We start from the raw sequence: 17,726 nt of genomic DNA, 5'->3' as shown, positions 1-17,726 counted from the left end.
GGTGCCTTTAGTGATTGTTGATCTGACGCTTGAAGGTATCAGCGTCCCAGTAGTCTTCGCTGCTCACGATCTTGCCGTTGGCGATCTTGAGAATGTGAACACCGCGAAGTGAAATCGCCTGGCCTTTGCCCGGCGTCTTGCCCATGTCCGCCTGCAGCGAGCCGGTGAGCAAATAGGTGGTGGCGATCAGCGTGTCCGAGATGACCTGGTCGTCAATCTCCCAGTGCGCGTCCGGGAACCAGACGAAGAACTGGCCGAGGCCGGACGCGATCGCCTCGGCGCCGGTCTTGGGATGGCCAAACGCGATGTCCTCATGGACGGCGTCGGCGGCGTAGAGCCCCTGCACGGTGACCGTGTCATGGGCGTTGTACGCGTCGTAGAACGCGTCTGCGATCTGCTCGCTCATGCCCGGGCGGCCCGGAGCGCGGCGAGCTCGTCGATCGCGACGCCGTGGAGATATTTGCCTTGGCCGTAGAGCAGCGGCTCGATCGCGTCGGACGTCATCACCGCGACGACGCGGGCGATCACCACGAAATGGGTGCCGACCGAGAACATCTTGGTGACCGCGCAGTCGAACGAGGCGAGCGAGTTCGAGAGCACCGGCGCCTTCATCGCGACGGGCAGATCGTCGGGCGCCACCACATGGTCGTGGAGGAACTTGCACTCGCCGGGGTTGGCGCAGAGCTGCGAGACGGTCTGCTGGGCCTGGCTCAGCAGGTTGACGCCGAAGACATGGTCGCGCTCGATGTCGCGCGCCGTCGCGGTCTTGCGGTTGACGCAGACCAGCAGGGTCGGCGGCTCCATGCTGACCGCGGTGAAGGAGCTGACGGTCATGCCCCAGGGCTGGTCGTCATGGTGGGTGGTGATGACCGCGACGCCGGCCGTGACCTTGCGCATCGCCGCCCGGAAGGCGTCGCCATCCTCGGTGACATTCAGGTTAAGCGGGATCACCCGCGGCGCACGGGTGTGCGCCGAGCTCATGCTCGTCATGACACTATCCTCTCGCTCGTCCCGTTTTCTTCGGGACAACTGCGCCGGGTGCGAAAGTGTACTGGCAGAGGCCTTTCGCTTACTCGGCGCCTCTTCTTACTTTCGTGATCCAAACTTATTATTTGCCAAAGGATGCGTCTAATCGATAAACAGCATCGTATCTATTTATGGCATTTGTACCTCGAAAGCGCCGGAATCCGCCGTTTCTGACACGCTGAAGACACGGAAAGTCAAAATGTTGCACTGCAAGATCAGGGGTTTTCAGCGATGAATCTGCGTTCGGTCGACTTGAACTTGCTGGTGATTCTCGACGCGCTCCTGGCCGAGCAGAATGTCAGTCGGGCGGGCGAGCGACTGGGTCTGACCCAGTCGGCGACGAGTGCGGCGCTTGCGCGGCTGCGGAACCTGTTCGACGATCCCTTGTTGACACCGGTTGGCCGCAAGATGGAGCTGACCGCGAAGGGCGAGGCGCTGATCCCGCCGTTGCGCGAAGCGATGGCGGCGATCGAGGGCGCGCTCTCGCACGAGCAGCCGTTCGATCCGCGGACCGACGCGCGCACCTTCTCGATCTCGGCGTCGGACTATGCGATCCTGATCCTGCTCGCGCCTTTCGTGCGCGCGATCTCGACCGAGGCGCCCAACGTCACCATCCACCTGCTGCCCCGGACCAGCGATCCGGCGGGCGCGCTGCGCATGGCCAAGGCCGACCTGGTGATCGAGCCCAAGGCGCTCTTCCCCGAGGAGGATTATCCCTCGCAGCATCTGTTCAGCGACCGCTGGCTGTGCGCGGTCGACCGGCATGTCGGCGGCGGCAAGCGGATGAACAAGACGCAGTTCCTCGCACTTCCCCACCTCATCTATTCGATCGGCGCCGAGCGCCAGCTCAACACCGCTGACATGGAACTCGCCGAGATGGGAATCGCGCGGCGCATCGAGGTGACGGTCGAAAGCTTTCTGCTCGCGCCTTTCCTGATCCAGGGCACCAGCCTGATCAGCCTCGTCCTCGAACGCGCGACCAAGCGCCTGTCGGGGCTTGAGGAGATCTCGATCCGCGAACTGCCCTATCAGCTGCGTCCGCTCGAGGAGATGATGTACTGGCATCCGCGCAACACCACCGACCCCGCGCATCGCTGGCTGCGCGAGCGGCTGCTGACGGTGGCGCAGAAGCTCGACTGATCCGGGAACGCTGATCCGGGACAGGGAGGCGCACCCCTGCTACGAAGACATGCGAGATCGTACCAATCGGACGAACTTGACGAAATGCACGAAACCGCCCATATCGGAGCCATGAAGGACGTAGCGATCAAGGCGAAGGCGCGCGACGGCGCGAGGACGACGCGGTACGCGATGCGCGACGCGCGCACCGGCGAGTGGCTGACGGTCAGCGAGCAGGCCGGGACGCCGCCTGCCGAGACCCGCGAGATCGGGCGCGCGCTCGCTTTGTCGACCAACTCGGTGGCGGTGGTGCTCGACGCGTTGCGCGCGGCGACGGTGCGGAGCCGCAGCGCGCGGACGCCGCTCCAGTTCATCGTCGAGGTCAAGCCCAATGGCGCGCCGCGGATCGTCGCGGCGCCCGAGGCGCCGGACACACAAGGCGACGAGTTCGAGATCGACGCCGCCGAGGAGGCCGCGCTCGGCGAGGCGCTCGAGTCAGCGCGCGCGCGCGGGCGCCATCGGGTCGCCGAGATCCTGGCCGGACAGGACATGCTGACCGGCGAGGCGTTCGCGCGCCATGTCGATGCGACCCGCGGAACGGTCAATGAGTGGCGCCAGGCACAGCAGGTGCTGGCGCTGCAGGGGGCGACGCGCGGCTATCGCTATCCGGTCTGGCAGATCGGCGCCGACGGCAAGCCGTTCGCCGAGATCCCCCAATTGTTCGCGATCTTTGGCCGTGACGCCTGGGCGGTCTACCGCTTCCTCGTCCAGCATCATCCCGAGCTCGACGGCCTGAGCGCAAGCGAGGCGCTCGCGTCCGGCCTCGGCGCCGAGACGGTCGCGGTGGCCGAAGCCGTGGCGGAGGGGACGTTCGCCTGAATGTCGCTGAAGCCCACGGCCGCCTTCGCCGGCGTCGCGCTCGATACGGCGAGCGTGGCGGCGGGCACGGTCCACACCCGCATCTATTTCGCGCACCATCCTGACCCGCTCGGCTTCGGCAAGACGCCGAGCCGGTTCAGCGACCCGCGCCGGCGGATCGCCGCCAACCGCTTCGGGCTCGTCTATCTCGGCTCCTCGCTCAAGGTGAGTTTCTTAGAGGCGATCCTGCGCGACGAGCGCAACGGGCTGGTCGGCGACTATCCGATCGCCGAGACCGAGTTGGACGCCCGCAACGTCGCGTTCGTCGCGCCGACGCGCGCGCTGACGCTGATCGACCTGACCGGCGACGGGCCGGTCCGCATGGGCATTCCGAGCGATGTCGCGCGCGGCGCGACGCAGACGCTCGCGCGCGCCTGGTCGGTCGCGATCCACGACCATCCGGCCCATGTCGACGGGATCCTCTATCCCTCGCGGCTGAACGGCGAGGTCAATGTCGCGGTCTATGATCGCGCGGTGCCGGTGCTCGCCGCCCGGGCGACATTGCCGCTGCTGCGCGCGCGCGGGCTCGCGCGCGTGCTCGACGATCTCAAGGTGGCTTTGGTTTGAGGGCGTCGCCGGACGCGCAGCTCAATGCTTGCGGGATTCGGGCGAACCCGGCAGCGGCACATAATCGAGCACCTGCATCGCCTGCATGAGCGGGCCATCGAAGGCTTGCGGCACGGGCTGCATGTCCATCGCCCAGGCCATGATGTCGACGTCATCCTCCTCGAGCAGCCGCTCGAACCAGGCGATCTCCGCCTCGCCCCAGCGTGGCGCATGCGCGTCGAAAAAGCCGCCCATCAGATAATCGGCCTCGCGCGTGCCGCGATGCCAGGCGCGAAACTCGAGACGCTTCAGCCGTTGATCCTGATCCATGGCGTTCGCCTCGCGAAGGCCGTTCGCCTGGAGTGGCGATCCGGGTGACGCCAGCGAGGCGTAGGTGCGGCTCGCGCGCGCCTCAAACCAATAGTTGTGAATTCGAGGTCGCTTGGGGTCGTCCGACCCGACCCGTCGGACCAGAGCCGAGAGGCCCGGCGGCGTGCGCCGCCGGGCCTTGAGCTGTCGGGCGATCAATAGGGGATGTCGTCCTCGGGCTCGCCGCGCTGGCCGCCCTGCTGCTGGCGGGACTTGCCGTAGGTGAGGAACTTCACGTCCTCGGCGATGATCTCGGCCCCGTAGCGCTCGATCCCGTCCTTGTCGGTCCAGCGCGTATAGTGAATGCGACCGGTGACCATGACCTTCTGGCCCTTCTCGACATTGTCGGCGACGACCTTGCCGAGGCCGTTGAAGCAGATGATCCGGTGCCACTCGGTGTCTTCCTGGCGGCGGCCTTCGCCGTCCTTGAGGACCTTGCCCTCGCTGTCGCGCTTGGGACGCGAGGTGGCGAGCGAGAAGGAGGTGATCTTGGTGGTGCCCTGGGTGCTGCGGGTCTCGGGCGCGGTGCCGACATTGCCGGCGAGGATGACGAGGTTCTGCATTTCGAGGTTCCTTGATGTTCGCCGGGGGGACCGTCCCCTCGACTGAACACCGTCAAAGGCGGCCAGGATGGCGCTTCCACCGGAGCGGGCACCGCGACGGGAAACCCCCTGATGGAGGGGTGGTGCGGGCAGCCGTGAAACACGGCAACTCGGCCCGAACAGCGGGCGGGTTGGAGGCGACGGACGGCCGACTTAGGTCGTTCAGCACAGAGAGGGGAGGGGACCTCCCGCCGGATGTCCTGCCGGGAACCGCATGCGAACGTGTCTCGACCGCCTCGCTTCGTTGCGTGTCACCAAGCCCGAACCAGGAACCGCCACCAGGCGGCCAGCCATCTCCGCAGCCTGCTCTCCCCTCGCACCAGCCCGGCCTCGGGACGTGTCCGATCGGGGGAAGCCGCCGCCTGAGGCAAAAGAGGCTCCGTTCTGCTCGCCACGGCCTCGCGTCGCCGCGCGCGCTGTCGCGAGGCCCGGTCCGCACCCGGCCGTCGTCCGCTCGCCATGGACCGGCAGGATCGTGTCGTCCGGTCTCGGGGTGAGCGTCGCCGGCTCATCGCAAGCGCCTCGCAGCGCAGCCGCGCCCCGAAGCAGGCCGCCGCCAGCACGCGCACCCGACGGCATGCACGCCCGAGCCGATACCCGGCCCTGGCGCGGCGCCGCCGCCGGGCCTCGACCTCGCTCCGGGACGGGTCAGGATCGGCCTGCGCCGGCCTTCGCCGCCGCGGTGTCGAGCAACCAGGCGAGCCTGACGCCGGCGCGTTCGATCTGGCGCTCGGCGATGGCGAGCGCCTGCGCCTGATAGGCGGACGAGAGCGCGATCGGCGCCTGGTCGCCGGCGCAGCCGGCGGGCGAGCCGATCGTATAGGCATGCGCCTTGGCCTCGCCATAGCTCTCGACCGCCCAGGACGACGCACTGCCCGAGGCCCAGCTGTGCGCGTCCGCGCTCGTGATCGAGCCCTCGAGGCGGTGCGCGATCGCTGCGGGATCCGACCCCAGCGGGGCGAGCACGGCCGTGTCCCAGAAGCTGTGGAGGTTGGTCGTGCGCTGGTCGCCCAACCCCACATGGACGCAATTGCCGCCGCGATCCTGATGGTCGGACGCGTGGAGCGGTTGGTGCACGTCGCCGACGAAATGGAGGATATATTTGAGCGCGAGGAGGCGCTCGGCGGGCGCCGTCGCGGGGTCGGAGAGCTCGCGCGCGAAGGCGTCGATCCGGTCGACGACGCAATCCTGCGCCGGTCCGGCGCTCGCCGGGACGGCGGGTGCGGGATGGCCGAAGCAGGCGCTGTCGAGCGAGGGCGCGCCGAGCTCCTGGTCGACGAAATGCCAGCTCGCCGTCTCGCGATGCCCCGAATCGCGCCATTTGTCCGCCCAGGTCGCGCGCGAGACCATGTCGGGCGCGGTCAGCGTGTCGGTGTCGGTGGCGAGGATCGCATCGACCCAGGCGCGGGTGGCGGGCGCGATCCGGTCGCGCGCGATCGTGGCGATGATCTCATGGCCCTTGTCGCCCCAGGCGAAGGCGGGCGCGGGGATCAGACCCACAACGAGGAGGCCGGCGAGAAGCAGTGTGCGCATCGCCTGGCTATTCGCCGTCCGCCGATGGCGCGCAAGCCGGCCGGCGGACCGCGCGAGGCGGAGCGGGCGTGCGATCGGATCAGGCACCGCCGCTCGTCGCGGCGCGTCGCGCACGCTCGACCAGGTCGATCGTCTCGCGCACGATGAAGACCCAGGGCTCACCCTTTGGGGTCGGGCTGTCATAATAGAGGATCTCGTCGCCCGCGAGCAGGCGCGCGCCGTGCAGCTCCATATGATTGTAGCGATCGGGCTTCCAACCCTCGCCGAGGTCGACCGCATGGCCGTCGCGCAGGAAGACGAGCGGATAGGTTTCGGCGCTGTCGAGGCTCTCCCACTCGCCATAATAACGAAAAGGCGCGACGACATGGTCGCTCGCGTCGAGCAGCACGTCGAGCGTGAGCTTGACCGCCTCGGTCTGGTCGATGAGTTCGCAGCGCCACCATTTCATCGTGCTTCTCCTGCAAGGCCGGATCGCGATCGCAAAACGGGCGATATAGGCATCGGGCTTGGCGAATGCGTGACGGCGAGGCAGAGATCTCGCCATGACGACGCCGCGCTCGCTCCCCCATGAATTCTTCGTCCCTGGTTCCCCGGTCTCGGTCAATCGCTATGGGACGGCCGCCTATCGCGACTGGCGGCGCGACGTGCACGCCGAGAGCGTGCGCGGGGTCGGATGGACCGGCGTGTTCCTCGCGAGCCCCTGCTCGGTCGCAATCCGTTACTATCAGCATCTCGATGCGAGGAAGGACGTCGACAACATCCTGAAGGCGATCCTCGACGGCCTCGACGGCAAGGCCGGCACGGGGGCGAAGCAGGCGCATCGCGTGCTTCACGACGATCGCGACGTCGAACGCGTGGTCAGCCAGCGGACCAAGATCGACTATCGCACCAGGATCGATGGGCGCAGGCTGCGGCCCCATGAGTTCGCCGCAGCATATGCCGCGCTGGCGAACCAGGCATCGGTCTTCGTGTCGGTCGGCGACGCACCGGTCCATGGCCGCTCGGTGACACGATGAACGAGGCGACGCAGCTCGAGGCGATGAAGGCCGAGCTTCTGGCCGCGGGTTACGAGCCGGTGACCGACATGACGCTCGGCGAGCTCGGGTTTGCGGCGCCGCTGGTCGGCTCGGACGGGATGCGTCTCGACCTGGTGGGCAAGCGCAAGGATCGCGGCGAGGCCGATCCCGACCGGCCCGGGCCCGACCGACCCGGGATGGTGGTGATCGAGATCGCCAACCGGACGCGCGAGACGCCGGACCAGCGCGGCCGGCGGCGCCCGCGCTTCACCGACGAGGAGGAGGCGGTCCACCGCTTCGGGGCAATCTCGCAGGCCATCGCCGAGCGGCCCGACATCGCCTTCGAGATCCGCTTCTTCGATGTCTCGGCCGACCAGGCGGCGGCGCGCCAGCTCAAGCGCGGCTTCAGCGGCAAGGAGACGATGGAAGCGCGCATCCGCGACGCCCGGCGCCTGCTCATCACCGCATCCGGGCGCGACGATCTCTCGCGTGGGCTCGTCGTCGCGCGGCTTTGGGCGCATTGGGTCCGGATCGCGGGCACGATCCATCCCGGGCGCGAACGGCGCGAGCTCAAGACCGCCGACCTTCGGACGATCCAGAAGGATCTGTTCGACCAGAAGGTGCTGCTGATGCTGCCGGCCAATTATGCGCCGCTGCACCGCGCGCTGCTGGCGGCGTTCGAGGGCGGCGATGTCGAGCCGCGGCGGCTGCTCGACCTCGAGCCGCAGGTCCAGCGCCTGCTCGACTGGGCGGCCGAGCGATACGGCGTCGCCGACGCGGAGATGCCCGAGGAAACCGGCGACCTGTTCAGCCGGGTGCTGAAGGCGGTCGAGGAGCGGAGCTCGGGCGGCCGGCGCGAGGAACTGCAGGCGGCGACGATGATGATGTATCTCATGCAATCGAGCAGCGAATTGCCGCGAGAGGTCGTCAATTTCCTGATCGCGCTGGGTCGCGAGCCGCTCCTGCCGGACGATCTCATGACCGAGCTGCTCGAGCGCGCGAACAACGCGCCTAGTGCGGCGTGATGCCGCCGTCCGCGCCGAGATAGGCGCCGCCGCGCCGATGGCCCCTGTGGTGCTGCGCCGGGGCCGCCTGGTCGGGGGTCGATGACGCCGTGCGCGCGGCGGGAGCCGCCGACGGCGGCGCGACCGGGGCGGGCGGGCCATAGAGACCAGGCTGGGGCGCGGATGCCGCTGGCGTCGCGCCCGGCGCGACGGTTGCTTGCGCGTACGCGATCGTCGGCATGGCGGCGAGCGCGATCATGATCGTCCATCCACGCATAGGGCCTCCTCACCAACACGGGAGCGGGATCGCGCGACCAATAAACGGATCAAGCAAGCTGGCAGGTGAACGAAAGGCCCAGATTGGTCTCTTCGCAGTCCGGGACAAAGCATTCCGGCACGCACATCTATGCTTCTTGAGGGCGACGACGTTCCTGCTATCATTCCGCCTGGACGGAGGGTCGCAGGGATGCAGGTGGCTCGCGCATCGCAGGACATCATAGCCGGCAGCCCGGCCGTGCCCTTTGTCGACCTCTTCCGCGACGCCTTTCCCAATTATCGACTGCGCCGGTCGGCGGGGCCTGCGCCGCAAAGCATGATGGCGCGCCGGGTGGGCCATCATCGGCTGGTGTCGCTGCGCGCCACCTCGGCAGGCCTCCTGTCGGCGGTGCCGACGCCCGGCGCCAGCGCCAATGACGACGTGAAATTGCTCTGGCAGATCGAAGGAACGAGCCGGCTGGCCGGTCCCGAGCTCGAGGCGCTAGTGCGTCCGGGCGATGCGATCATCCTGCTGCCCGGACGCGGCTATGAGCTCGAGACGTCGCCCAATTACAGCATGTTGTCGCTGACCTTCCATCGCGAGGCGTTCGGCAGCTGGACCCGCCTTGTCGAGCGCCAGTTCGGATCGGTCATTCCGTCGAACAGCGCGCTCCACGCGGCAGCGGCCGCCTTGCGCGCGATCCTTGGCGCGCGCTCGCAACCGGCGTTCGATGCGCTCGGCGTGCGCGACGTCGTGCGCTCCTTCTTCAACGCGGCCGCGCTTCACGAGGAGCTCGCCAGCAACAGCCCGTCGCATCTCCCCTATCGCCTGCGCCAGGCGCGCGAGGCGATCCTCGACAATCTCGCCAATGGCGAGTTCGGACCAGCCGACCTCGCCCGCGAGATCGGCATCTCGTCGCGATTGCTCTATCTGGAATTCAGCCGTCACCGCATGACGCCGCGGCAGTTCATCCAGGATCTGCGGCTCGAGCAATGCCGGCAGCAGATCGAGGCGGCGGGCGGCGCGCGCAACCTGACTGCGATCGCGCTCGCCAACGGCTTCTCGTCGAGCTCGCAGTTCAGCCGCGCCTTCCGCGCGAAATTCGGCGCATCGCCCAGCGCCTATCGCACGCAGCTGACCGAATAGGATCGGCCCGACGCTCACGCCGCCACCGTCGCCCGGGCGACTTTTCGAAAAGCTCGCATATCTGCGGCGCGGCCACGCAAAAATGCGCGAAAGTTTTGCGCGCGGCGAACACCTCTTGCGCTTGCACGCAAGCATGGGCCGGCCAAAATCTGTTTCATCCTGCTCGAGACGGACAGTTGGGGCGAAGACCCCGAGCGCGCGCCGAGGAGCAGGATATGGCACAGAAGATCTATGTCGACGGACAGTGGCGGACGCCGACCGGCGAGCGCCACATCGACGTCGTCAATCCCGCGACCGAGGCGGTTATCGGCAGCATCGGGGTGGCGAGCAAGGCCGATGTCGACGATGCGGTCGCAGCGGCCCGGCGCGCCTTCCTGACCTTCTCGCGGACCTCGCGCGAGGAGCGGATCGATCTCCTTGGCCGTGTGCTCGGCGCCTATGTCGCGCGCCGCCAGGAGCTTGCCGACGCTTTGGTCGAGGAACTGGGCGCGCCGGCCAAGTTCGCCTTCGAGACCCAGTCGGCGACCGGGCTCATGCATCTCCAGACCACGATCGAGCTGCTGCGCGACTATCCGTTCGAAACGCGGCAGTCGGACCGGACGATGGTGCGTCACGAGCCGATCGGGGTCGTCGCGCTGATCACGCCGTGGAACTGGCCGATCAACCAGATCATGTGCAAGATCGCGCCGGCCCTCGCGACGGGCAACACGATGGTGCACAAGCCGTCCGAACTGACGCCCTTCACCGCCCATGTCATTGCCCAGATCCTCGACGATGCGGGCGTCCCCAAGGGCGTCTACAATCTCGTCGACGGCGACGGCACGGTCGGCGCGATGCTGGCCGAGCACGCGAACGTCGACATGGTGTCGTTCACCGGCTCGACGCGCGCCGGGATCGACGTCGCCAAGCGCGCCGCCGATACGGTCAAGCGCGTCCACCAGGAATTGGGCGGCAAGTCGCCCAACATCATCCTCGACGACGCCGATCTCGGCGCCGCGATCGGGGGCAATCTCTACCGGCTGATGCTGAACAGCGGCCAGAGCTGCCACGCGCCGACGCGCATGCTGGTGCCAAGATCGCGGATGGAGGAGGCCAAGGGGGTCATCGCCCACATCCTGCAGGGGATCACGGTCGGCGACCCCCATGGCGACGCCTATATGGGTCCGGTCGTCTCGCGCACCCAGTGGGAGCGCATCCAATCCTATATCGACGCCGGACAGAAGGAAGGCGCGACCCTGCTTGCCGGCGGCGGCGGCCGCCCCAACGGTCTGTCCAAAGGCTATTATGTGAAGCCGACGGTTTTCGTCGACGTGACCAACGACATGCGGATCGCGCGCGAGGAGATCTTCGGACCCGTGCTCTGCGTGATCGGCTATGACGATCTCGACGAGGCGGTCCGCATCGCCAACGACACGCCTTATGGCCTCGCCGCCTTCGTCCAGTCGGCGAGCGACGACAAGGCGGCCGAGGTCGGCGCCCGGCTCGACGCCGGCATGATCTTCCTCAACGGCGCCGGCGAGGATCCGCTGGCGCCGTTCGGCGGCACCAAGATGTCGGGCAACGGGCGCGAATGGGGATTGGCCGCGTTCGGCGAGTTCATGGAATCGAAAGCGCTGATCCGGGCGGCCTGATCGCGCGCGAAGACGCGACGATCCGCCCGGGCGCCGCCCAACCCCCGCACGGGACCGGCGCGAACCACGATGCGAAGAGCAGAAAGGCGTGAGAGATGATCGATGCCGTTGCAGCCTTGCTGGCCGAACCCGGCGGCGATTGGACGATCGACCCGATCGCCATCGAGGAGCCGCGAGGCGACGAGATCCTGGTGCGGATCGTCGCCTGCGGGCTCTGCCACACCGATCTCGCGGTCCGCGATCGGCATCTGCCGACGCCCTTTCCGTGCGTGCTCGGGCATGAGGGATCGGGCATCGTCGAGCGGGTCGGCGACCAGGTCACCGAGTTCGAGCCCGGTGATCATGTCGTGCTCACCTGCCATCATTGCGGGAGCTGCCCCAATTGCCTCCAGGGCAAGCCGACCTACTGCCATCACTTCATGCAGCTCAATTTCTCGGGCCGCCGCGCCGACGGGACTTCGCCCGTCCACGCGCACGGCGCACCGGTGGCGGGTGCCTTTTTCGGCCAGTCGAGCTTCGCCACCTACGCGCTCGCGCACCAGCGCAACGCGGTGAAGGTCGCGAAGGATATCGACCTGCGGCTGCTGGGCCCACTCGGCTGCGGTATCCAGACGGGGGCGGGCACGGTCATGAACGTGCTGCGCGCCGAGCCCGGCAGCGCAATCGCGGTGTTCGGCTCGGGCGCGGTCGGTCTGTCGGCGGTGATGGCGGCACGCGTCGCCGGATGCACGCGGATCATCGCGGTCGATGTCCATCAGTCGCGGCTCGATCTCGCGCTGGAACTGGGCGCGACGCACGCCGTCCACTGCGCCGAGCGCCCGGCGCTCGACCAGATCCGGGCGCTGGGCGGCGGCGTCCATTATGCGATCGACACGACCGGCATCCCGAGCGTCGTCGCCGAAGCGGTCGAAAGCCTCTATCCGCTCGGGACGTGCATCATGGTCGGCGTCGGCGCGCCCGATGCCGAGCTTCGGCTGCCGATCAACAGCCTGTTCCTCGGCAAGACGCTCGCCGGCGCGATCGAGGGCAACAGCGTGCCCAAGGTCTTCATCCCGCGGCTGATTGAGCTGTGGCGCCAGGGCCGGTTCCCGTTCGAGAAGCTGCTGCAATTCTATCCGCTGGCGCAGATCAACGAGGCGGCCAGCGATTCGAAAGCCGGCACGACGCTGAAGCCGGTGCTGCTGCTCGAGGAGCAGGATGGATGAGGGCGCGCGCGCCGAACGCCCGGGCTGGGATCGGGTGACCAACTGGGACCTCATCCGCGCCTTTCTGGCGCTCCAGCGGGCGGGCACGTTCGAGGGCGCTGCGCAGGCGCTGTCAGTCGATCATTCGACGCTGCGGCGGCGCATCCAGACGCTCGAGAAGAATGTCGGCGCGCAGCTCTTCACGCGCCGCGACGGCCGCTATGCCGTGGTGCCCGCGATGCAGGCCTATCTCGACGCCGCGATCCAGATGGACGTATCGGCACGGGTCTTCTCGGATTCGGCCTGGGAGCAGCAGGGAATCGTGCGGGTGACGATGCTCGACTTTCTCGCCACCTGGATCGCCCCGCAGCTGGTCGATCTGAGAGCCGAATTCCCCGCGCTCGAGCTCGACATCACCACCGAACATTATTTCGTCGACCTCGAGACCGAGCTGGTCGACATCGCGGTCCGGCTGGCGCGTCCGACGCGCGGGCGCGGCAAGCTCCAGAAGGTCGCCGACATGGCCTATGGCGTCTATGCGAGCCACGCGTATCTCGCGCGCTTCACGGGCAAGCGCCACCAGATCGTCGCGCTCTCGGCGCATGTCATGCGCCAGGACCACGATTTCCTGGTTGGCGAGACCACCTGGGCGCTCGAACGGCTGCCGCCGGGCGATGTCGTCTGCTACACCGACAGCTATCTCGTGCTGCGCCAGATGTGCGAGGACGGGCTCGGCATCTGCCTGATGCCGACCATCCTCGGCGACGCGAGCCCGCAGCTCGTGCGTCTTCCCGACGTCGATGGCGGCACGGCGAGCTGCGAGGTCTGGCTGATCACCAATTCGGAGACGGGGACGGCACCCAAGGTGCGCCACGTCGCGCGCTTCATGGGCGAGCTTTTGCGCGCGAGCGGCGAGCCGAGCCGGGCCGTCAAGCCAAGCAGCGGGTTGAGCCTGGTTCGCGCCTGAGCCCACGTGCCCGAGCCTCTGGCGCGCCGCCACTCGCCCGGTCAGCCGCTCACCTTGAAATAGGCGCAGACCTTGTTGCCGGCGGGATCGCGCAGGTAAGCGAGATAGACGGTCCGACCCTCGGTCGCGTGGCGGATGCCGGGCGGGCTTTCGATCGCGGTGCCGCCATGGGCGAGGCCGGCGGCGTGCCAGGCATCGACCAACTCGGGCGAGCCGGCGTGGAAGCCGAGCGTGCCGCCATTCGCGAAGGTCGCCGGCGCGCCGTTGATCGGGCGGGTGATGAGGAAGCGCCCGCCCTTGTGCATGTAGACGAGCCGGCCTTTCTCGTCGATCACGCCGGGCGGCACGTCGAGCACGCCGAGCGCGGCGTCGTAGAAGATCTTGGCCTCGTCGACGTCGTCGGTGCCGATCATGACGTGGCTGAACATCGCTTCTTCCCTCTCAATAGACGACGACCGAGCGGATGCTTGTCCCCTCGTGCATCAGATCGAAGCCTTTGTTGATCTCGTCCAGTGACAATATGTGGGTGATCATCGGGTCGATCTGGATCTTGCCGTTCATATACCAGTCGACGATCCTAGGCACGTCGGTGCGGCCCTTGGCGCCGCCGAAGGCGGTGCCGCGCCAGTTGCGCCCGGTGACGAGCTGGAAGGGCCGCGTTGCGATCTCCTTGCCGGCTTCCGCCACGCCGATGATGATCGAGGTGCCCCAGCCGCGATGGCAGGCCTCCAAGGCTGTGCGCATCACCTCGGTGTTACCGGTGCAGTCGAAGGTATAATCCGCGCCGCCGTCGGTAAGCTCCACCACCTTGGCAACGGTCTCCTCGCGGCTCATGCCCTTCGAGTTGAGGAAGTCGGTCATGCCGAACCGGCGGCCCCATGCCTCGCGATCGGGATTGATGTCGACGCCGATGATCCGGCTCGCCCCGGCGAGGCGCGCGCCCTGCAGCACGTTCAAGCCGATGCCGCCTAGGCCGAACACCACGACATTGTCGCCGACCTGCACCTTCGCCGTGTTCACCACCGCGCCGACGCCCGTCGTCACACCGCAGCCGATGTAGCAGCTGGTCTGGAACGGCGCGTCCTCGCGGATCTTGGCCACCGCGATCTCGGGCAGGACGGTGAAGTTCGAGAAGGTCGAGCAGCCCATATAATGGAAGACGGACATGCCCTTGTAGCTGAAGCGGCTGGTGCCGTCGGGCATCAGGCCCTTGCCCTGCGTCGCGCGGATCGCGGTGCACAGGTTGGTCTTGCCCGAGAGGCACGACTTACACTGGCGGCATTCCGGCGTGTAGAGCGGGATGACGTGATCGCCGGGCTTCACGCTGGTCACGCCCGCCCCCACCTCGCGCACGATGCCGGCGCCTTCGTGACCCAGCACGCTCGGGAAGATCCCCTCGCTGTCGAAGCCGTCGAGCGTATAGGCGTCGGTGTGGCAGATGCCGGTCGCCATGATCTCGACCAGCACCTCGCCTGCCTTCGGCCCTTCCAGATCGAGCTCGACGATTTCCAGAGGCTTCTTCGCCTCGAAGGCGACGGCCGCGCGAGTCTTCATGGTCAGAACATTCCGTTGGCGTTGAGCGAGGTCGCGGCGACCGGCTCGGACACGTCCCAATGCTCGACCACCTTGCCGTCCTCGACGCGGAAGATCTCGATCACCGCCACGCCGGGATCGGCCGTGCCCTTGAGCACATGGGCGTGGACGACGACCAGATCCTCCTCGGCGATCATCCGCTTGATATCGACACTCAGGCCCGGGAACTGCGCGAGCAGGCCGCGCACGAAGGCGACGAAGCCCGGCCTGTCGTCGGCGACCCGCGGATTGTGCTGGACGTAGCGGGTGCCGGCATAGGTCTCGGCCGCGCGCTCGGGATCGCCGGCGAACGCCATCTCGTAATAGCGACGAACGACATCCTTGTTGGCCTGAAGATCGGGCACGGCGATGCTCCCTTATGGGCGGTCGTTGAGAAGGCCGACCCGGATCGGGACGGGCGAGCGTCATGGACCATGTCCGTGAGGGCTGCGCAATGCGCGCGCGGGGAGCGTGTGGCCAGCCAGCCCGCGCAACCGGCCGTATGGCGACGCGAAATTCGCCCATGCTTTGAACATGTTAGCCTGGTAGAAGCCAGTCCCGCTTTCACGCCGCTCGCAGGAACACGAACGTGTTCGCAAAATCGCATTTCGACAGAACCGGCCCGCTTCGCCTTAATGCCGGCATGCGGTGAGACGCAAGACCGGCCGGCACGAACCGTCCGACGAGCTCACGACAAGAGAGATCATCCACCTGGTCGAGCGAAGGCTCGGCCAGTCCATGATGAAGCATCAACCTGGAGAGGTGACCATGACGAGCGAGACGACATCCGGCGAACAGAGGCCCGAGCGGCGCTGCCCGGTCGCGCATGACTTCGATCCCTTCGAAGGCATGCCGCATGCTTTCTTCGCAGACGCGCGTCGTGATCGCCCGGTCTTCTTTCATGAGGGGCTGAACGCCTATGTGCTGACCCGCTACGAGGATTGCCGGGCGTTGCTCACCGACACGTCGGGACGGGTCAGTGCGCGGCCGGCGGTGATGCAGCATCTGAACGTCGCGCCGAGCCCGGCGGCGATGAAGATCATCGCCGATGCGGGCTTCCCCCGCGTGCCCGGCCTCGTCGATGTCGACGGCGCCGTGCACCAGCTCAACCGCCGGGTCACCCAGGCGCCGTTCGCGCCGGCACGGATCAAATATCTCGAGGATTTCGTCCGGGAGCAGACCAACATGCGGCTCGACGCGGTGCTAGGCGCCGGTGAGGCCGATATCGTCGACACCGTGCTCTACGACATCCCGGCGGCGGTCATCATGCGCATGATGGGGCTGCCCGACCAGGAGGTCGAGCAGATCCGCGCCTTTCGCGGCCCCTGGGCGACTTTCGTCTGGGGTCGTCCGGATGAATCGCTGCAGATCGACACCGCCAACGCGATGGTCAAATTCTACCAATGGGCGCACCGGGTCACCCAGCAGCGGCTCGACGCGCCGGGCGACGACCTGATCTCCGAGGTCCGCCGCAATGCCGATACGCTCGATCCCGACGGCTGGCCGCGCGAGCGGCTCGACAGCTTCACGCTCAACATGGTGATGGCGGGCCACGAGACCACGGCCAACACGGCCGCCTACGGCATGGTCGCGCTCCTCTCGCACCTCGATCAGTGGCAGGCGCTCACCGACGATCCGTCGCTCATCCCCAACGCGGTCGAGGAGGTGCTGCGCTACTGCACCGGGGTGCCGACCTGGCGCCAGCGCGTCGTCGAGGAGCTCACCTTCTCCGGCGTCACCATCCCGGCGGGGTCGCTGGTCTATGCCGCGCTCAATTCGGCCAATCGCGACGAGGCGATCTTTGGCGACGATGCCGAGCGCTTCGATATCCGCCGCCCCGCCGCCCGCAAGAATTTGACCTTCGGCACCGGCCCGCACACCTGCCTCGGCAACAATCTCGCGCGGCTCGAGCTCAAGGTCATCCTGCAGGAGCTCTCGCGGCGGGTGCCGAGCCTCCGGCTCGTGCCGGACCAGCATTATGCCTTCCCGGCGAACACATCGCAGCGTGGGCCCGAGCAGGTGTTCGTGACCTGGGATGTGCCGGCGGGCGCGGCCAGGCTCGCAATGGCGAGCTGAGCCGCCGGCGCGCGGACGAAGAGACGATAGAAAAAGGGGAGAGAGAGGGATGATTGTCATCACCGGCGCGTCGGGCGAGCTCGGCCACCAGGTTGTCGAGCGGCTCGTATTCCGGATGCCGCCGTCCGAGATCGGGCTTGCGGTTCGCAACTTCCATCGCGCCGAGCGCCTGTCCGAATATGGCGTTCGGCTGCTGATCTCCGATTATAACGACCGGGCCTCGATGGTGCGCGCCTTCGAGGGTGCCGACCAGGTGCTGCTCATCTCCGGGAGCGAGATCGGGAAGCGCGCCGCACAGCACCGCACCGTCATCGATGCGGCGAAGGAGGCCGGGGTCGAGCATATCGTCTATACGAGCCTGCTCCATGCCGACACGCTGTCGATGGCGATCGCGGCCGAGCATCGCGAGACCGAAGCCGATCTCCGCGCGTCGGGCGTCGGCTTCACCATCCTGCGCAACGGCTGGTACAGCGAGAATTGCCGCAACCGGCTGCGGATCGCCGCGCATCGCGGCTGGTTCGTGGGGAGCGCCGGTGCGGGTGTCGTCTCGACCGCGCCGCGCGGCGATTATGCCGAAGCCGCGATCGCGGCGCTGTCGGGCCGTGCCGAGCGCGGCCGCGTCTATGAGCTTGCCGGCGACACCGGCTGGACCAACGACGATCTCGCCCGCGAGCTCAGCCGGCTGACCTATCGGACGATCGAATATCGGGCTCTGTTGCAAAGATTGGCGGCAGTCAGAGGTAGGCTGTCGCTCTGCGCCG

At 67.6% G+C, this 17,726-nt stretch carries 21 protein-coding genes; 11 read left to right on the top strand and 10 right to left on the bottom strand.

Going from position 1 to position 17,726, the window contains the following annotated elements; all coding sequences use genetic code 11:
- Positions 1 to 7: 7 nt before the first annotated feature.
- Positions 8 to 406: an ester cyclase gene (locus tag SPHS8_RS18625; RefSeq protein ID WP_129965693.1), complete on the bottom strand. Its 399-nt coding sequence runs from the start codon at positions 404 to 406 to the stop codon at positions 8 to 10.
- Positions 403 to 990, bottom strand: a complete 588-nt coding sequence (locus SPHS8_RS18620) for a flavin reductase family protein (RefSeq protein ID WP_129965694.1) — start codon at positions 988 to 990, stop codon at positions 403 to 405. Before SPHS8_RS18620 ends, SPHS8_RS18625 begins: the two co-directional genes overlap by 4 nt.
- Before the next feature lie 300 nt (positions 991 to 1,290).
- Between SPHS8_RS18620 and SPHS8_RS18615 the strand changes: the two genes are divergently transcribed.
- The 3 genes from SPHS8_RS18615 (at position 1,291) to SPHS8_RS18605 (ending at position 3,630) form a co-directional block, all read left to right on the top strand.
- Positions 1,291 to 2,166, top strand: coding sequence for a LysR family transcriptional regulator (locus tag SPHS8_RS18615; protein ID WP_201516752.1), 876 nt, complete (start codon positions 1,291 to 1,293; stop codon positions 2,164 to 2,166).
- A 111-nt stretch (positions 2,167 to 2,277) separates the two neighbouring features.
- Entirely contained in the window at positions 2,278 to 3,024 is a 747-nt protein-coding gene (locus tag SPHS8_RS18610; RefSeq protein ID WP_165362034.1) for a DUF2384 domain-containing protein, read from the top strand.
- Positions 3,025 to 3,630 carry an RES family NAD+ phosphorylase gene (locus SPHS8_RS18605; protein ID WP_007682376.1) on the top strand — a complete coding sequence of 202 codons (606 nt, stop codon included), beginning with the start codon at positions 3,025 to 3,027 and terminating at the stop codon, positions 3,628 to 3,630.
- 21 nt (positions 3,631 to 3,651) lie between these two features.
- Here SPHS8_RS18605 and SPHS8_RS20685 read toward each other — a convergent pair whose 3' ends face one another.
- The 4 genes from SPHS8_RS20685 to SPHS8_RS18585 all read right to left on the bottom strand — a co-directional run bounded on the left by SPHS8_RS20685 (position 3,652) and on the right by SPHS8_RS18585 (position 6,561).
- Complete coding sequence (locus SPHS8_RS20685; RefSeq protein ID WP_007682375.1) at positions 3,652 to 3,939, bottom strand: FAD assembly factor SdhE; 288 nt, start codon at positions 3,937 to 3,939, stop codon at positions 3,652 to 3,654.
- A 194-nt stretch (positions 3,940 to 4,133) separates the two neighbouring features.
- Complete coding sequence (locus SPHS8_RS18595) at positions 4,134 to 4,541, bottom strand: single-stranded DNA-binding protein (protein WP_007682374.1); 408 nt, start codon at positions 4,539 to 4,541, stop codon at positions 4,134 to 4,136.
- 687 nt (positions 4,542 to 5,228) lie between these two features.
- Positions 5,229 to 6,113, bottom strand: a complete 885-nt coding sequence (locus SPHS8_RS18590) for a S1/P1 nuclease (protein ID WP_039979393.1) — start codon at positions 6,111 to 6,113, stop codon at positions 5,229 to 5,231.
- Positions 6,114 to 6,192: 79 nt separating this feature from the next.
- Positions 6,193 to 6,561 (bottom strand): hypothetical protein, encoded by a 369-nt coding sequence (locus tag SPHS8_RS18585; RefSeq protein WP_007682371.1) that lies wholly within the window; start codon positions 6,559 to 6,561, stop codon positions 6,193 to 6,195.
- A 94-nt stretch (positions 6,562 to 6,655) separates the two neighbouring features.
- Between SPHS8_RS18585 and SPHS8_RS18580 the strand changes: the two genes are divergently transcribed.
- Positions 6,656 to 7,129 (top strand): RusA family crossover junction endodeoxyribonuclease, encoded by a 474-nt coding sequence (locus SPHS8_RS18580; RefSeq protein ID WP_007682369.1) that lies wholly within the window; start codon positions 6,656 to 6,658, stop codon positions 7,127 to 7,129.
- On the top strand, positions 7,126 to 8,154 hold the full coding sequence (locus tag SPHS8_RS18575; RefSeq protein ID WP_007682367.1) for a hypothetical protein: 1,029 nt from the start codon (positions 7,126 to 7,128) through the stop codon (positions 8,152 to 8,154). The genes SPHS8_RS18580 and SPHS8_RS18575 overlap by 4 nt, the downstream gene beginning before the upstream one ends.
- On the opposite strand, the gene SPHS8_RS18570 is transcribed toward SPHS8_RS18575, so the two are convergent.
- Positions 8,141 to 8,392, bottom strand: coding sequence for a hypothetical protein (locus SPHS8_RS18570; RefSeq protein ID WP_148663261.1), 252 nt, complete (start codon positions 8,390 to 8,392; stop codon positions 8,141 to 8,143). The two genes, SPHS8_RS18575 and SPHS8_RS18570, sit on opposite strands and share 14 nt — an antisense overlap.
- A 207-nt stretch (positions 8,393 to 8,599) precedes the next feature.
- Here SPHS8_RS18570 and SPHS8_RS18565 point away from each other — a divergent pair, with 207 nt between their 5' ends.
- From SPHS8_RS18565 to SPHS8_RS18550, 4 genes are all read left to right on the top strand, one after another.
- Entirely contained in the window at positions 8,600 to 9,535 is a 936-nt protein-coding gene (locus SPHS8_RS18565) for an AraC family transcriptional regulator (protein ID WP_007682359.1), read from the top strand.
- 215 nt (positions 9,536 to 9,750) lie between these two features.
- Complete coding sequence (locus tag SPHS8_RS18560; protein WP_007682355.1) at positions 9,751 to 11,166, top strand: aldehyde dehydrogenase family protein; 1,416 nt, start codon at positions 9,751 to 9,753, stop codon at positions 11,164 to 11,166.
- 95 nt (positions 11,167 to 11,261) lie between these two features.
- Positions 11,262 to 12,371 (top strand): NAD(P)-dependent alcohol dehydrogenase, encoded by a 1,110-nt coding sequence (locus SPHS8_RS18555; protein WP_007682352.1) that lies wholly within the window; start codon positions 11,262 to 11,264, stop codon positions 12,369 to 12,371.
- On the top strand, positions 12,364 to 13,317 hold the full coding sequence (locus tag SPHS8_RS18550) for a LysR family transcriptional regulator (protein ID WP_007682349.1): 954 nt from the start codon (positions 12,364 to 12,366) through the stop codon (positions 13,315 to 13,317). Before SPHS8_RS18555 ends, SPHS8_RS18550 begins: the two co-directional genes overlap by 8 nt.
- Positions 13,318 to 13,358: 41 nt before the next feature.
- Here the strand turns inward: SPHS8_RS18550 and SPHS8_RS18545 are convergent, their stop codons facing one another.
- Genes SPHS8_RS18545 through SPHS8_RS18535 form a run of 3 tightly spaced genes read right to left on the bottom strand, consistent with a single transcriptional unit; the run spans position 13,359 to position 15,254 of the window.
- A complete protein-coding gene (locus tag SPHS8_RS18545; protein WP_007682346.1) occupies positions 13,359 to 13,745 on the bottom strand; it encodes a VOC family protein in 387 nt (128 codons plus the stop codon).
- A gap of 13 nt (positions 13,746 to 13,758) precedes the next feature.
- On the bottom strand, positions 13,759 to 14,871 hold the full coding sequence (locus tag SPHS8_RS18540; RefSeq protein ID WP_007682343.1) for an S-(hydroxymethyl)glutathione dehydrogenase/class III alcohol dehydrogenase: 1,113 nt from the start codon (positions 14,869 to 14,871) through the stop codon (positions 13,759 to 13,761).
- A gap of 2 nt (positions 14,872 to 14,873) precedes the next feature.
- The gene (locus SPHS8_RS18535) at positions 14,874 to 15,254 is read right to left on the bottom strand and encodes a nuclear transport factor 2 family protein (protein ID WP_007682338.1); all 381 of its coding nucleotides are present in this window, start codon (positions 15,252 to 15,254) and stop codon (positions 14,874 to 14,876) included.
- A gap of 403 nt (positions 15,255 to 15,657) precedes the next feature.
- On the opposite strand from SPHS8_RS18535, the gene SPHS8_RS18530 reads away from it, so the two are divergent.
- On the top strand, positions 15,658 to 16,965 hold the full coding sequence (locus tag SPHS8_RS18530) for a cytochrome P450 (protein ID WP_201531152.1): 1,308 nt from the start codon (positions 15,658 to 15,660) through the stop codon (positions 16,963 to 16,965).
- A 49-nt stretch (positions 16,966 to 17,014) separates the two neighbouring features.
- Positions 17,015 to 17,726 (top strand): NAD(P)H-binding protein (locus SPHS8_RS18525; protein WP_201516750.1); only part of this gene is annotated, 712 nt, incomplete at its 3' end.

Source organism: Sphingobium sp. S6 (assembly GCF_905120495.1).
Taxonomy (GTDB): Bacteria; Pseudomonadota; Alphaproteobacteria; order Sphingomonadales; family Sphingomonadaceae; genus Sphingobium; species Sphingobium agri.
Note: the sequence above shows the minus strand (reverse complement) of the source record. Positions and strands in the feature narration are given on the sequence as shown.